A 14,964-nucleotide genomic window follows, 5' to 3' on the forward strand; every position below is an offset into this window, starting at 1 on the left:
ACAATACCTTTAGTTATTGACAAAGCCGACAATACAGCACCCAAGTCACTATCACAGTAGACACTTGGAGATATTAATAACAATTAAAGTGAGTCAGCATGTCAAAAATACTACCTGTGGTGACGGCCTGTTTGCTGGCAACCACAATGGGCGCAAGCGCCTCGTCTATTCCTGAAAAAGTCAGCGTGTGCAGCGGTTGTCACGGCCAAGATGGCATGGGTCAACCAAACATTGCGCCTATGATTGCTGGTCTGAACGCGAATTATCTCAACACCCAAATAGAACTCTTCCTTAGTGGCGAACGACAAAACGTAGTCATGCAAGGCGTGGCGAAAGAGCTTAGCGATCCTGCCGTTCGTAAAGAAGTCATGGATTACTTTGCTAATCTTCCAAGCTACGAGTTCACTAACCCAGAGCAACGCGGCGACCAAGCCGACATTCGTAACCCGTATCGTAAATTGATCTTCCAAGGTGATTGGGATAGAAACATTCCAGCTTGCGCGACTTGTCATGGAGCCAGCGGAATGGGCGTCGACAAATTCCCTCGCCTCGCAAGCCAACATGCTGATTACTTAAAAACGCAATTGATGGCATGGAAAAACGGCACTCGCAGTGGTGACCCGCTCAATATGATGGGTACTATCGCGAAAAATCTCACTGACGAAGAGATTGAAAACCTTTCCTACTACTTTGCCTCATTACGTTACTAGGAGCAGACATGAAACGTTTCTATTCTTTGTTCGCATTGCCTCTCATCTCTGCTGCTACTTTGGCCAACGAGCCACTGCCGGATCGTCAAACTGAACTGCCCGCAGTAAAAAAAGAGAATCACGGTGAATATTTGCAGCCTCGCGATCTGAGTAAAATTCCAAACACCGCATTTGGTGAGCAAGTAAAACGTGGTTACTCGCTCTTTGTTAACTCGCAACAGATGCGCGGTAAATACGTTGGCAATGAGCAAAGCTGTGTGAACTGCCATATGGAAGCAGGACGAAAAGCCAATGCAGCACCGCTGTGGGCGGCGTACATGGCCTACCCGGCTTATCGCAAGAAAAACGATCGCGTAAACAGCTACGCAGACCGTATTCAAGGTTGCTTCGAATACTCCATGAACGGCAAAGCCCCCGCTTACGACTCACCCGAAATTGTTGCCCTCAGCGCTTACGCTTATTGGTTGGCAATGGGTGGATTACTCGATAGTTATGGTATGAACGATGAAGCGGTGCCAGAGCTAGACATTAAAGCTCTCCAAGTGGGTGGTAAAACGCAAGACTTCCCTTTGCCAGATGCTATTGCTCAAGCATTACCCGTTAAAGAGCGCGGCAACCTAGCAGGACGTGGCTACCCAAAAATCGCCGCACCGAAGCAAGAACCATCACCAGAGCGAGGGGCTTTAGTCTATGAAAAGAACTGCGAGACTTGTCATCGCGCCGACGGCTCGGGTATCAAAGGCACCGACGGCCATTCATACATTCCTCCGCTTTGGGGCGAATTTGCATATAACTGGGGCGCAGGTATGCATCGCATTAACACAGCGGCCTATTTTATTTATGAGAACATGCCACTTGGAAAAAGTGTGCAGCTGACTGAGCAAGAAGCTTGGGACGTTGCTGCGTACATCAATAGTCACGAACGCCCACAAGATCCTCGATTTAAAGGCAGCGTCACCGCAAATGCAGAAAAATACCACCAGCATCAAGGTTACTACGGCAAAACACTAAACGGTAAGCAAATAGGTGAAAGCGCATTTGCAAGCGGAACGGTTGAGTAGCAACGTTAGAGCTTGCAATATAGCTACATCCTTATATACATTCCTGCCCTATGCTTGGGCAGGTTCTTTCTCTCCCTCATCCCAAAGATCACCATTTCATTTGCTTCACTCAAACCACTTCTATGCGGTAACGACTTCCCAATTTCAAACCCTAGCAGTAAAATGTTGCATACTTTTCAGCACCGCTTGGCATGTTTTAGCAACACGAGTACGGTGATTGCAAAAGTAAGAAACTCGTAAACTCCTGAATCAACACAAGCGTGTCTAGTGAAAACAGAGTATTCTTAGGACAAATGAATTCAAAACCTACCCAATGAGTATTCAACCTAATTCACGTCAGTTAATTTCTTGCGAAGAATGTGGCCTTGTCGTCCGCATTCCGGAGATCGAGCAAGGGCAAAAAGCTCAATGCCCTCGATGTTCGCATTCACTTACAAAAATTAACGCCAAGCCTTATCAAAGCGTGATTGCGGTATCGTCTGCGTGTTTGATCATGCTGGTGCTCAGTATCTCTTTCCCATTCATGTCATTCAGCGTGCAAGGGTTGTCGCAAGAGATCACTCTACTTCACGCAGCCAAAATGCTGGCTGAATTTCAAAACGCTCTTCTTGGTGCGCTTCTGCTCGCGACGGTCGTCGTTTTGCCAGCTATCTATGTGGGTTTGATCCTTTTTCTGCACTTTGAGGCGTTAAAAGTTCGCAACCATCCGCCGTCTAAAAAGCAGCAGCGTATGGCCAAAGTACTTTGCCGAATTCTGTTTCGAGTTGAACCGTGGTTAATGGTCGATGTGTTTTTAATTGGCGTATTGGTGAGCTTAATTAAAATTGCGTCTCTGGCCGACATCGGTATGGGCAGCTCGTTTTGGGCGTTTTGTGTATACACGATATTGGTGGTGAAATGCATTTCAATGGTCGATAAAAGCTGGCTGTGGGGGCACTTTATTCCGGCAATCGAGTTACCAAGCGTGAAAGAAGGTGACACTCACCACAACCACAATCACATCGGTTGCCACACTTGCCACCAACTCAATCCCATCGAGGATAAAAAACATCAGCGCTGTATTCGCTGTTACAGTCGACTTCACGAATACAACCCGAGCGAGAACCTACAAAAAGCGTGGGCATTGTTGTTTGCCTCGGTGATTTTTTATATCCCAGCAAACCTCTACCCTATGATGTACACCGTCAGTCTTGGGCACTCAGAAGGTTCAACCATTATGGAAGGCGTCATCTTGCTGTGGCATTTAGGCTCCTACCCTATCGCCATGGTGATTTTCTTCGCGAGTGTGTTTATCCCGATGGCGAAAATGTTGGCGTTGGCGTGGTTATATTACAATGCGCAAAAGGCTCAATACCTTCCACCTGAAGAGAGCATTTCGCGCTTAAAGATATACCGATTAACCGAATTCATTGGCCGTTGGTCAATGATCGATATTTTTGTTGTCGCCATTTTGGTTGCACTGGTTCAGTTGCAAAACTTAATGGCAATTTACCCCGGCCCTGCTGCATTATCTTTTGCCGCAGTGGTCATTTTCACCATGCTCTCTGCGATGATTTTTGACTCCCGTTTGTTGTGGCAACTACCACAGAGCGAAGTGCAAGAGCCGATGACTAATAACCTAACTGAGAAAGCCAAATATGAGTGATGAGAACAACGCAACCGCTCAAATAAAACCGCAAAAGCAGATTTCTGCTATTTGGATTGTTCCGATCCTTGCGCTAGCCATGGGAGCGTGGATGCTGTTCCAATACATCAACAGTACTGGCCCACAAATTACTTTACAGCTGCCAACTGCGGATGGGATTGAAGTCGGCAAGACAGAAATCCGCGCACTGAATGTAAAAGTGGGACTGATCACTGAAGTCACACTCAGTGAGAACTACGATCACATCATCGCCAAAGCACAGATGAATAAAGACGCGGAGCGCATGCTGCGAGATGACACCATGTTTTGGGTGGTGAAGCCGCGCATTGGCCGTGATGGCGTCTCTGGTTTGGAAACCCTTCTCTCCGGTGCTTACATTCAATTGCAACCGGGCAGTTCTGAGGTCGAAAAAGATCATTTCGCAGTTCTGGATGTTCCACCGGTCGCTTCGCCTGACGCAGAAGGTCTGCGCATTGTCTTGACTCACCGTGAAGCAGGTAAGCTTGGTGTGGGTGACCCGGTTATTTATAAAGGCTTTACGGTTGGGCGAGTAGAGAAAACCAGCTTTGACGTAGATACGCGCCGTGCTCTTTACCAACTTTTCATCTTTAAGCCTTATGACAGTTTAGTGCGCACTCGCACCAAATTCTGGCTCAATTCAGGCCTCGATTTACAGTTGAATGCGGAAGGATTTGAAGTGAAATTTGGCTCGCTTGAAAGCCTTCTTACTGGTGGCGTCACCTTTGATAGCATTCCTGGAATGGAGTCAGGCGAAGCTCTTACCAAAGACATGACGAACTTCCGTTTGTACGATGATGTTAAACAAGTACGCGAAGGCATGTACGACGAATACATCGAATTCGTGATGCTATTCGAAGAGTCCGTTCGTGGCCTAAAACGCAAAGCTCCGGTTGAATACCGAGGCCTGCGCATTGGTACAGTAATGAGAGTGCCTATGCGTCTTCCAACTCCAGAAGAGCATTTCTCGGCGAAGAGAATTCCGGTGTTAGTCCGTATTGAGCTTGGCCGTGTATACGGTGATGTTGAGTCCCACTCGATGGAAATGTTCAAAGAGAAACTAAAAGACGAGTTTGCAAAAGGGCTTCGCGGCACACTAAAAACCGGGAATTTGTTGACTGGTGCACTGTACATTGACGCGGATTTTTATCCAGACGATACGCCATATGAAGCAAACACGTATGAAGGGCTAGACGTCTTCCCTACAATGCGAGGTGGCTTTGCACAGGTTCAGCGCCAAGTAAATGACTTCTTAAACAAGCTTAATAACTTGCCAATGGAAGATACATTAACGTCTCTGAACGCAACGTTGAAAACGTCTGAGCGCACTTTGGCGTCCGCAGAAAAAGTGGCGAATAGCATTGATAAGCTCTTAAGCCAAAAAGACACACAAGAGATACCTGCAGATATTCGCCAAAGCTTGCAGCAACTGCAAAAAACGCTGGATGGATACGGCCCTAACTCGACAATGTACAGTGAGATGGAATCGACATTGAAAGAGCTAGAGAAGGTGATGACGGAATTCAAACCTGTTTTAAAACAGCTAAATGAAAAACCAAACTCATTAGTATTTGGAGAAGATGAAGTGAAGGATCCAATTCCTGTTAGAGGGCAACAATAATGAAACGTGTATTTTTATTAGCGACAGCACTTATAACCGGATTGACAGGATGCAGCAGCGCACCAGAAGCAACGGGGGCGCTGTATCTCTTACCTAAAGCTGAGACAAAAACGTCTAACCAGATGAGCGTTGCAGAACGCCCTTTACTGGTGATTCGTCCGGCTCAACTCGCTAGCTACCTGAATGACAATAGTATTGTGTATCGCACATCAGATACTCAGATTGTTCAAGCCAAACGCCACCAGTGGGCTCAAAGTATTTCTGAGCAAATTACCCAACGTGTTGTGGCTGAGCTGCGCCAAAAACAAAGCGACTATTGGCCAGTTGAAATGAATAATCTTCTGGATCAAAGTGGAGAATCCAAGCTTCAACTTACTTTGAACAAGTTTAATGGTAGCTACCAAGGTAACGCGGAGATTGAAGGTGAATGGTTACTCATCGATGCAAGCGGCAACATCGTTCGCAGCTCGCAAATAAAGATATTGATGCCATTGCAAGATGAAGGCTACGACGCTCTGGTTGATGCACTGTCGGCAGGTTTGAACCAACTAACCGACGATATGGCTGCGCAGCTATAGTAAATAGACACCAGAGACGAAAGTCATCAGATAAAAGAGGGGAGCATCACGCTCCCCTCTCTTGTTTATGTATGTTTAGCAGCTCAAGAGATTAAGAATATGGCTTATCGATATGTAGCTCATATCGTTTGATGCTTCTTGGCGGCTGACAGGATTCAAGCGCACTCTCGGCATCAAATAAAATCCAATCCCGGCGATGGGCTTCCCCTAGTTTTTTCGCTTTGTTGGCATCGAAACATTCCATCTCATTCCCACCTTGGGTCAAGATATACCGATTCGGCTTTTCTTGTAGCCACAACCAAGCATTGCGCTCTTGCTCTTTGTGATCTGACAAATAGCTAAAATGTGTTACCGACACAGGTGAAAACAGCAAAAATTGCTCTTTAAATAGCGTCAGTCCTAACTCACCATCTTTACCGATTGCTTTTTGTGCTTCTGACATGATCTCTTTAGCCGGCGTGCGAACTGGGTTAAGCAATGTATATCCCGCAACGCTATACCAGACCCAAGTCAGCGCAAGAGCCACCCAAAAGGTATATAGAGCCTGTACCGTGCGCGTTTTAAAAAATGCGCCAACCCAAATCGCTGCGGCAACAAGAAAGAATACGACGTAAGGGAATATAGAATCGTACTCACCTAAATGCTTCGTGACGGATTTAACCTCTAGACCTGCAACAACAGCGGCAGAAAACAAAACTACGCTTAAAATCAAAACGATAGCTTTAAGTAATTTGTCGGTCCATTTAGGCCAAGCTTGGTTCGTTAACGCATAACCCGCAATAACAGCAAGCATTGGAAGCGCTGGCAATATGTAAACACCTCGCTTACCCGGGCTCAGACTAAAGAAAGCGATAACAAGCACAACCCAAGCGAACAAACTTAATAACGCAGGTGATAATCGTAGTTGCTGCCAACACTTCTTATTGAAGAACACCAAGTACAGTGGAAACCACATAACGGGAATCACGCTGACAATAAAGTAATACCATGGCTGAATGTGTCCCCAAGAGTTCGCATAACGCTCACCCGTTTGTTTAAACAAGATGTTGTCTCTGTAAGCAGCAAAATCAGGGTTATGACTGATCTCTACAATCGAAACCATAGGCACAAACCAACATGCAATGGTCAAAAGCATGAACACTGGGCCCAGTAATAGCTTCCATGAAACCGCATCTTCAAAACGGTGTCTGCCAGAAAAATGCAAAAACAAAACGGGTATCAAAAACAACGCGGGAAGAAATCCAACACCTTTTGTAATAATGCCAAGCCCCATAAACACCCAAGCCAAGCAATACCAAACCCAGTTGGTCTTAATATAGAAGTGTCGCAACAGCCCATACATGGAGATGGTGATCCACGCGGCTACCATCGCATCAATTTGCGCCGCTTTTGCTTGAATAATAAATTGTGGAGCAAGCAATAGTAGAAAGCCCACATTTCGCGCAGTTTTGACATTCCACAGCTTTGCGGAAATATTGTAACAGCACACCAAAGCAATTAGGCTGACAATCGCATTAGGTAACATGAACGTTGCTTTTAGGCTGCCGGTCAACCAATAAAAAGCCGCCATTGACCACATAAATACTGGCGGTTTATCGGGATAGAGCTCTCCCCCTCTGGTAGGAAAAAACCAGTTTCCCGATTGCACCATCTCTCGAGCAACTTCGACAAAGCGTGGTTCATCGGCAGGCCACGGGTCGCGTAACCCTATCCCCGAAAAAATAATGATGAAGGCGAGGAACAACAAAAACCATAGGGTTTGATAATAGTCATCACTTTGCCAAACTTGTCGACACTTGGACGTCACTAAGCTCATACTTCCTCTTCCATATTCAATAATTCAACACGACTTTTAATATGATCTCGATAGAGAAACCCTGTGAGTACCGCGCTAACGATACCAAAGAAAATACTGAGATATATCATTGTATTACTCGATGAATGAATACCAGCGCCCATCAATGCGAAGATGATAATTTGAGGCAAGTATCCCAACAGACTGGCGGAGATAAAGGCAAAGAACGGCACTCGGACACTACCCGATAAAACGTTGGTCACGACGTTATTCCCAATCGGAAACAAACGTAGCAAAAGGATTTTGTAAAACGGCTTACGACTCGCAAATGAATTAAAACGCGTCATTTTTTTCGGGAACCTTCGATATAGCCAATTTCCGATGAGAAAGCGCGCGCAGGCGTAGTTAAATGTCGCCCCAAAAACACAAGCAAATAAGGTGATAAGCACGCCTAATTGGACGTGGTATAAATAGCCGAATACCAATGCGATGGCTTGCTTTGGCCCACTCAACGACAAAAACACCACACTGAATGTGAAGATGACCACATGCCCTAAAGCCCCGTTTTTTTGAATGTAGCCAACCAGCCAGTTCCTATCTGTGAGGTGAGATAAAACGGGATTATCGAGCTGATTTGCTAACAAAACCCCAGCAAGTATAAGAAGTGCAAGCTTTAACCATTTCATTGTTTTGCATTTTCATTGGCAATGCTGACAGCTTTGATCATCGGATTTTTCGTGCGCTTTTGTAACCAGATCACACCAAACATATCAACAATCCCTACCCAAGCACGGTTCCATGCATTGTAATTGGAAGTGCCTGCTTCTCTGTCTCGGTGCGCGACTGGGTGAACGACGATTTCCCCGCCCATCGCTTTGATGAGTGCAGGCAAAAACCGATGCATATGATCAAAATACGGCAAGCGCAGATAAGTCGATTTAGGGATGACTTTAAGTCCACAACCAGAATCTGGAACACCATCACCTAGTAATGCATGGCGCACTTTGTTCGCCACCTTCGATTGAAACCTAACCCAAGCTGTATCTAACCTTTTTGCTCGATAACCCGCGATGCAAAAATTCGGATTGCTGACTTTAGCAGCAAGCTCAAGCATCTTAGGCATATCCGACGGATCGTTCTGCCCATCAGCATCGGAGGTAACAATCCACTCGCCTTTTGCATGTTTGACGGCAGTTAACACTGCTGTGCTTTGACCGCAACTATGTTCGTGGCTTACCACTTGCAGGTCACACCCACATTCTTTAGCAGCTTCAAGTGCCTCTTGCACCGTATCATCGGTACTACCGTCGTCCGTAATGACAATTTCGACGTTAGGGTATGCTTCTAAACTGGCATGAATTTCTTTCACTAACTTCCCGATATTTCCTTGTTCATTTTTTGCAGGAATAACGACTGATATACTCGGTAACATAGCTCTAACCTTATGTGAACTCTCGACCTTGAAAGTTCTGAATGACAAATCTTTTACTTGTTATAAAAATTCCGGTACCAAGCGACAAACTCGGCAATGCCTTCTTCTACGGAAACTGACGGCCGGTAACCAGTGGCTTGATAGAAAGCTGTTGTATCAGCATAGGTTTGGTATACATCTCCTGGCTGCATCTCTCGATAATTCTTCTTTGCTTCTATTCCGAGTTCATTTTCTATTGCTTTGATAAAATCCATCAAACAAATCGGTGAACCATAACCAATATTGTAAATAGAATAAGGAGCAGAACTATCCGCTGGAGTACTATTTTCAAACTGCCATCGCTGATTAATTCTTGGTATGACATCAGAAATTCTGACTATCCCTTCGACAATATCATTAATATGGGTAAAGTCCCTCCACATATCACCGTTATTATTAATATCAATAGACTGACCGTTAATTATTTTCTCAGTAAAGATAAAAGGCGCCATATCTGGACGTCCCCAAGAACCATACACAGTAAAAAAACGTAAGCCTGTTGTAGGAAGTTGATAGAGATGAGAATAACTATGCGCCATCAATTCATTAGATTTTTTAGTCGCTGCATATAAAGAAACGGGGTGATCAACATTATCCGATGTAGAGAAAGGCACTTTCTTGTTTAAGCCGTAAACGGAGCTGGAAGATGCATATATGAAATGCTTGATATGGCTTTTACGACAAGCTTCTAAGACGTTTAAAAATCCACTTAAATTCGATTCAGCGTAACAATGTGGGTTTACAAGTGAATATCTAACACCAGCCTGTGCGGCAAGATGGATAACTCTGTCAAACTTTTCTTTCTCAAATAAACGTTCTATTTCATTTTCATTTGATATATCTATATTAAAGAATCGAAATAATGGATTTTTTATAAAATTCAATCTTGCATACTTTAACTCAACATCATAATAGTCATTGATATTATCAATACCTATAACCTCATATCCTAATGAGTTTAGTTTTCTAATAGTTGCACTACCAATAAAACCTGCCGCACCTGTAACTAAGTACTTCATAAATTAACACCATAAGACACATACAACAAAAATAGAAGTAATTTATTGATATGTAAAGCTAATTAACTATCGATACCTCTTGGTCATATTGAATTTAATGATGCTGTGATTTTGATCTAGATTATTATGAAAAACGAAGAAAAACATCAATATTAATAGTGAAGTTAACCAGCAAGAGTATTTTTATTACGTTATTTATATTTCATATTTATTTAATGAAAACTCAATTATTTCCATTCATAATCTACATTTGATAAAGAATAAAAATACTTACTTCGGTTTTACATTAAGCATAATATCGCCATCCAAACATTAGATACTTAGACTTTCTGCTAGCTCACCTCTATCTCAAAGCGTTTGACACTGGTACGAACTGCACAAATTGATCTCCATCAGTCTGTGCTCCACAGGTTAGTGATACTCTACCGCCAAATATAAAGCCCACGTCCTATGGCTCAGCAAAGCCTGTAGATAAGGTCATTAAGTAGCAATGTCGATTAATATTTCAGATCTAACGAATGCACTAACTAAAGTCGAACACGTTCATAAAGTTCAGTTGGAAAACGTCCATCAGTTTTTCAAAACAAATGAAGCTTTATCAATCGAAACATTCAGTCAAATCATCGCCTGTGATTCTATTGATGAACGATTTAAAACGATCGACAAAGCGTTTTCGCCCCTAGGTGATGTAAAAACTTACCTATTAGAGGCGTCTTACTTAGTTAGCTAACGCAGCATAATCCACAAACAAAAAGCCCCACTCATATGGTGGGGCTTTCTTTTTATCTTAGTCAGTAACGATTACAGCTTGTAGCGATCATCAATCACGGTGACTTCTGGGAAGGATTTACCGCTCTTCATGGCTTTTTCAGTCTCTTTCTTAACGGATTCATCAATCCAGAAGTTACCGATATCCATTGGGTGCAGAACCCATTCCGTTGCTTTAGTCATGCCATCTTTTGGAATTTTAACCCAACGCCAATGTGCTACACGTGAGTAAGGCACCATGTATCCAGGAACAATAATATTTGCTTCTTTTACGTATTCTTGAATCTGGTGCGACAGCTCATAACGTTTATTCTGATCAAACTCTGCATCATACGCTTCGATCAACTTATCGAGTTCTGGGCTACTGTAGTTGGTGTGAGCATTGGTTTGCGGCTTGTTCGCATTGTCAGAGTGCAAGTATTCCCAGTAAGCTGGAATCTCACCAGATCCCATGTTCAGGAATGCCAGCTGGTGCTTCTTCTCTAGAATGTACTTAAACGCAGATGAACCATCGACCAAGTTCAATGTGAACTCTAGACCTGCCAGCTTCGCTTGCTCTTTTAAGTATGCAATACGAGGTGTCCATGAGTTGTAACCGTACGTAATCGCAAAGCTTAAACGTTGGCCTTTGTCGTTTACGCGAATACCATCTGAACCTAAAGTATCAAAACCTGCTTTTTCGAAATGCTTAACCGCAGCATCGACATCAAACTTTGGCGGTGTGTTGTTTGGATCGTCATACTCACCATGACCAAAGCCCAAACCATGTGGCTTACGTGAGTAGTCACCACGCATGATGTTCTCTATCATGCCATCAAAATCTGTTGCAGCCATGATGCCTTTGCGCACTTCAAGATTATCCAACAAAGGCATTGCCGTATTCATCCATACGCCACCAGCGCCTTGTGGTGATTGGTTGAATCCCCAATACTTTTGGATATAACCTTTTTTGTAAACATCAGTGTTCGTTTTATCGTGCCAAAAGCTTGGTAGCACCATTTCAAAGTAATCGAGATTACCTTTTTCGAAGTGCTTCATCGCAATGTCAGGATCGCGAATAACTGTGATACGGACTTTCTCTACGTTATAACGGTTCTTGTAGTAACGATTGTTGTAGCCCCACCAATCTTCACCAACATGCTTAAAGGTAACACTTTTCCCTTTTTTAACCTTATCTAGGTAGTATGGTGCTGCCGTTGGTTCAGCTTTGAAGTTGAATTTACGTACAAAGTTATCCGGCATGCCATCGTTGTTTTCATCCTTCTCACCTTTGAAAAAGTGTTTTGGACGAGGTTGGAAGCCATTGCTTGGCATATTAATCATGACCATCAGAGAATCATGACTCTGTGCAACCGCTAAATTAACACGGATGGTGTAATCATCAATTTTTTCCACGCTAACAATACTGTTGGTAAAAAAGTCATTGTACCAAGGGTCAATAATGTCTTTTGAGGTGTAGTACTGCATCATGAAGACATAATCATCGGCCGTGATCTTCTCACCATCAGACCATTTCGCGGTGTCATCAAGCTTAAAATAAACCGTTTTATTATCTTCACCAAATGCCCATGACTTAGCCAATTGAGGAATCCACTTACCCGTATTTGGGTGACGTTGAGCCATTTTGGGCGTGCCATCCATCAAATATTGACGCAATCCAGAGTTAGCATCCGGGCCAACACTACGTAATGTCTGCGGAAAACTTTCGATGTAAGTGCGGTAAGTTCCACCATAAACGGCTTCTTCCGAAGCAAATAACGGCTCATTATTATTTGAAACCCACTCGATATCAGCAGGCAACTCAGCTGCATGCAGTTGAAAACTGACAGCAGTCAGTGCAGCCAAAACTGAAAATGGCATTTTTTTGGTCATATTTCTTCCTTGTTGTGTTTGCGCACTAAGGTCAGTACAAGGAAGACGAGTGTGAAGCTCACGATAGGCTGCGGACACGACAGTACGCAGATAGGAAATAGTAGGAGCATAATATGAAAGCGACATCCTGCCGACTTCTATATTGATTTCAAAGAGTTTCACCAGGTCATCCTAGACCTTACAACGCAGTGAATGCATCTTCGACATAGTATTCGTTACCTATTTGTAACGCAAGCCATCTACAGCACATGGTTGCATTTTCGGCTTATCATTATCAATTATGTTATTAAAGTGTGATCGATATAGTGCATTCCCCTGTAGGACTAAGAATAATCCGTAGAACCTTTGTTCTCATCGGGTAATTCGTTGTTCTGAGAAAGAAAAAAGGTGAGGCATCCTAGCCTCACCTTTATCCATTTAATGCTCGAGAGTTATTACTTGCTAGCTAAGCTGTCGTTGATAGATTTCAATACGGCAGCAGGGTCCGTCGCCTGAGTGATCGGACGGCCAATAACAAGGTAGTCAGAACCCGCTTGAATAGCATCAACTGGCGTCATAATACGACGTTGGTCGCCTTGCTCAGAACCAGCAGGACGAATTCCTGGAGTGATCAGTTTAAACTCTTTACCTAGCTCATTTTTAAGTAGTGAAGATTCTTGCGCAGAGCACACTACACCATCGAGACCTGAGTTCTTAGTCAATGTCGCTAGACGAATCACTTGCTCTTGCGGTTCGACATTCAGACCAATACCTGCCAAGTCACTTTGTTCCATGCTAGTCAGTACCGTTACACCAATCAGAAGTGGACGGTCTTTACCATATGGCTCAAGAATCTCACGTGATGCTGTCATCATACGTTCACCACCGCTTGCATGAACGTTCACCATCCATACACCTAACTCAGCAGCAGCGCGTACCGCTTTTGAACAGGTATTCGGGATATCATGAAATTTCAAATCCAGGAATACAGAAAAACCACGCTTGTGGAGTTCACGTACGAAATCAGGACCAAATAGCGTAAACATTTCCTTGCCGACTTTTAGGCGACATGACGCAGGATCAATTCTATCTACAAACGCTAGCGCATCAGCTTGGTTATCATAATCCAGTGCGACAATAACTTTTTGGTCGATCATTTCATCTCCTAATTATTTTTGGTTCTTTTACTTGTTAGACATAAGGTTAAAAAAATGCAGCGGACAGAAACTCTGCCAGCTGCATTAAAACTATTCACCATCCAATCCGCGGATTGGCTTGATCGTCCCCCACCCTTTACAGGAAGGGCAATGCCAATAAAGGGAATGAGTAGAGAAGCCACACTTCCTGCATCGGTAGTGCGGTTTTACTTTTAATTGTTCTCCAACCATCGCTTGTAATGTAGATAAACTTTCTTTTGCGCGACCGTCTTCAGCCTCTGCAATGTGGTAGTCAATCAGGCGATAAAAGCCCTTCATGGTTGGATTTTTCAGTAGCTGTTTCGTCAGCAATTCTTGGGCAGCGCCGACGCTTTCATGGTGAGCGACTAACTGAGCCAGCATCAACTCCGCTGACACCCCTGCCTTTTTATCAATACAGGCGCGTAAAAACTCGACCAGTTCATCTTCTTGCCCGAGATGGTGATAGCACTCAGCAATTGTCGGCAAAACATCGCTCACAAAGTCTTTGTCTTGCTCCAATACACCCGTTAGATACTTAATGGTTTGTTTGTAGTCTTCTGACTCCAAGTAAATCCGGCCGAGCGAAATACTTGCTCGAACACATTTTGGATCTTCGGAAAGTGCTTTTTTGAAATGCTGGATAGCTTTATTCGTATTGCCATCAGCTTGGTCTAGCATGGCAATTTCACACCAAAAATGCGCAATATTTGTACGCATACGACTACGCTGATTACCCATTTTAGCTAGCTGATTGGCGTAATGAATCGCTTTTTCCCATTCACGCGTTTGCTGGTAAATAGTGACTAACTGTTGGAGCGCCGCCTCTTTGTAATCGGGCTCTTCAACTAATTGTTCGAAGATTTTTTCAGCTCGGTCTAAAAACCCCGACACCATATAGTCTTTCGCTAACTGCTGCAGGGCTAGGTTTTTCTGATCTAGAGTCAAGCCAGAACGAGAAATGAGATTTTGGTGGATACGAATAGCACGGTCGACTTCACCACGAGAACGGAAAAGATTACCCAGCGCTAAGTGGGTATCAATCGTTTCGTTGTCAACTTGGAGCAATTCAATAAAGTGGTCTACGGCTTTATCTGATTGATCAGAGAGCAGTAAGTTCAGACCCGCCATATACTGACGGGAAATTTGATGAGATTGCTTCTGCTTGTCTTGCTGAGCGCTGCGATGCCCCATGTACCAGCCATACGCAGCCGCTATCGGCAACAACAAGAAGAGTAGTTCAAGCATTAAA

The 14,964-nt window shown here is 43.9% G+C and carries 13 protein-coding genes; 6 read left to right on the forward strand and 7 right to left on the reverse strand.

What is annotated here, in order from left to right; genetic code table 11:
- Positions 1-98: 98 nt before the first annotated feature.
- The 5 genes from OU793_RS09930 (at position 99) to OU793_RS09950 (ending at position 5,633) form a co-directional block, all read left to right on the forward strand.
- The gene (locus OU793_RS09930; RefSeq protein WP_159404053.1) at positions 99-710 is read left to right on the forward strand and encodes a cytochrome c; all 612 of its coding nucleotides are present in this window, start codon (positions 99-101) and stop codon (positions 708-710) included.
- An 8-nt stretch (positions 711-718) separates the two neighbouring features.
- Positions 719-1,771, forward strand: coding sequence for a c-type cytochrome (locus OU793_RS09935; protein ID WP_140103512.1), 1,053 nt, complete (start codon positions 719-721; stop codon positions 1,769-1,771).
- A 313-nt stretch (positions 1,772-2,084) separates the two neighbouring features.
- Positions 2,085-3,416 (forward strand): paraquat-inducible protein A, encoded by a 1,332-nt coding sequence (locus OU793_RS09940; protein WP_029805403.1) that lies wholly within the window; start codon positions 2,085-2,087, stop codon positions 3,414-3,416.
- Entirely contained in the window at positions 3,409-5,055 is a 1,647-nt protein-coding gene (gene pqiB, locus OU793_RS09945) for an intermembrane transport protein PqiB (RefSeq protein WP_005457973.1), read from the forward strand. The genes OU793_RS09940 and pqiB overlap by 8 nt, the downstream gene beginning before the upstream one ends.
- Entirely contained in the window at positions 5,055-5,633 is a 579-nt protein-coding gene (locus OU793_RS09950; RefSeq protein WP_024700284.1) for a membrane integrity-associated transporter subunit PqiC, read from the forward strand. The genes pqiB and OU793_RS09950 overlap by 1 nt, the downstream gene beginning before the upstream one ends.
- A gap of 91 nt (positions 5,634-5,724) precedes the next feature.
- Here the strand turns inward: OU793_RS09950 and OU793_RS09955 are convergent, their stop codons facing one another.
- Genes OU793_RS09955 through OU793_RS09970 form a run of 4 tightly spaced genes read right to left on the reverse strand, consistent with a single transcriptional unit; the run spans position 5,725 to position 9,918 of the window.
- Positions 5,725-7,449, reverse strand: a complete 1,725-nt coding sequence (locus OU793_RS09955) for a glycosyltransferase family 39 protein (RefSeq protein ID WP_140103511.1) — start codon at positions 7,447-7,449, stop codon at positions 5,725-5,727.
- Positions 7,446-8,114: a TVP38/TMEM64 family protein gene (locus OU793_RS09960; RefSeq protein WP_005457981.1), complete on the reverse strand. Its 669-nt coding sequence runs from the start codon at positions 8,112-8,114 to the stop codon at positions 7,446-7,448. Before OU793_RS09960 ends, OU793_RS09955 begins: the two co-directional genes overlap by 4 nt.
- The gene (locus OU793_RS09965; protein ID WP_005457975.1) at positions 8,111-8,860 is read right to left on the reverse strand and encodes a glycosyltransferase family 2 protein; all 750 of its coding nucleotides are present in this window, start codon (positions 8,858-8,860) and stop codon (positions 8,111-8,113) included. Before OU793_RS09965 ends, OU793_RS09960 begins: the two co-directional genes overlap by 4 nt.
- A 53-nt stretch (positions 8,861-8,913) precedes the next feature.
- Positions 8,914-9,918: an NAD-dependent epimerase gene (locus OU793_RS09970; RefSeq protein ID WP_159404052.1), complete on the reverse strand. Its 1,005-nt coding sequence runs from the start codon at positions 9,916-9,918 to the stop codon at positions 8,914-8,916.
- A gap of 490 nt (positions 9,919-10,408) precedes the next feature.
- Here OU793_RS09970 and OU793_RS09975 point away from each other — a divergent pair, with 490 nt between their 5' ends.
- The gene (locus OU793_RS09975; RefSeq protein ID WP_005481665.1) at positions 10,409-10,648 is read left to right on the forward strand and encodes a hypothetical protein; all 240 of its coding nucleotides are present in this window, start codon (positions 10,409-10,411) and stop codon (positions 10,646-10,648) included.
- A gap of 71 nt (positions 10,649-10,719) precedes the next feature.
- Here the strand turns inward: OU793_RS09975 and OU793_RS09980 are convergent, their stop codons facing one another.
- From OU793_RS09980 to lapB, 3 genes are all read right to left on the reverse strand, one after another.
- Complete coding sequence (locus OU793_RS09980; RefSeq protein ID WP_005457989.1) at positions 10,720-12,558, reverse strand: extracellular solute-binding protein; 1,839 nt, start codon at positions 12,556-12,558, stop codon at positions 10,720-10,722.
- Between the two features lie 434 nt (positions 12,559-12,992).
- Positions 12,993-13,694, reverse strand: a complete 702-nt coding sequence (gene pyrF / locus OU793_RS09985) for an orotidine-5'-phosphate decarboxylase (protein WP_025502055.1) — start codon at positions 13,692-13,694, stop codon at positions 12,993-12,995.
- Positions 13,695-13,784: 90 nt separating this feature from the next.
- Complete coding sequence (lapB, locus tag OU793_RS09990; RefSeq protein ID WP_140103838.1) at positions 13,785-14,960, reverse strand: lipopolysaccharide assembly protein LapB; 1,176 nt, start codon at positions 14,958-14,960, stop codon at positions 13,785-13,787.
- Between the last annotated feature and the right edge of the window lie 4 nt (positions 14,961-14,964).

The organism is Vibrio sp. VP6 (assembly GCF_028823755.1).
Classification (GTDB): domain Bacteria; phylum Pseudomonadota; class Gammaproteobacteria; order Enterobacterales; family Vibrionaceae; genus Vibrio; species Vibrio parahaemolyticus.

Bases quoted from the DNA above. Each gene is read 5' to 3' on its own strand.
- OU793_RS09930 (WP_159404053.1), top strand. From the start codon at position 99: ATGTCAAAAATACTACCTGTGGTGACGGCCTGTTTGCTGGCAACCACA.
- OU793_RS09935 (WP_140103512.1), top strand. From the start codon at position 719: ATGAAACGTTTCTATTCTTTGTTCGCATTGCCTCTCATCTCTGCTGCT.
- OU793_RS09940 (WP_029805403.1), top strand. From the start codon at position 2,085: ATGAGTATTCAACCTAATTCACGTCAGTTAATTTCTTGCGAAGAATGT.
- pqiB (WP_005457973.1), top strand. From the start codon at position 3,409: ATGAGTGATGAGAACAACGCAACCGCTCAAATAAAACCGCAAAAGCAG.
- OU793_RS09950 (WP_024700284.1), top strand. From the start codon at position 5,055: ATGAAACGTGTATTTTTATTAGCGACAGCACTTATAACCGGATTGACA.
- OU793_RS09955 (WP_140103511.1), bottom strand. From the start codon at position 7,449: ATGAGCTTAGTGACGTCCAAGTGTCGACAAGTTTGGCAAAGTGATGAC.
- OU793_RS09960 (WP_005457981.1), bottom strand. From the start codon at position 8,114: ATGAAATGGTTAAAGCTTGCACTTCTTATACTTGCTGGGGTTTTGTTA.
- OU793_RS09965 (WP_005457975.1), bottom strand. From the start codon at position 8,860: ATGTTACCGAGTATATCAGTCGTTATTCCTGCAAAAAATGAACAAGGA.
- OU793_RS09970 (WP_159404052.1), bottom strand. From the start codon at position 9,918: ATGAAGTACTTAGTTACAGGTGCGGCAGGTTTTATTGGTAGTGCAACT.
- OU793_RS09975 (WP_005481665.1), top strand. From the start codon at position 10,409: ATGTCGATTAATATTTCAGATCTAACGAATGCACTAACTAAAGTCGAA.
- OU793_RS09980 (WP_005457989.1), bottom strand. From the start codon at position 12,558: ATGACCAAAAAAATGCCATTTTCAGTTTTGGCTGCACTGACTGCTGTC.
- pyrF (WP_025502055.1), bottom strand. From the start codon at position 13,694: ATGATCGACCAAAAAGTTATTGTCGCACTGGATTATGATAACCAAGCT.
- lapB (WP_140103838.1), bottom strand. From the start codon at position 14,960: ATGCTTGAACTACTCTTCTTGTTGTTGCCGATAGCGGCTGCGTATGGC.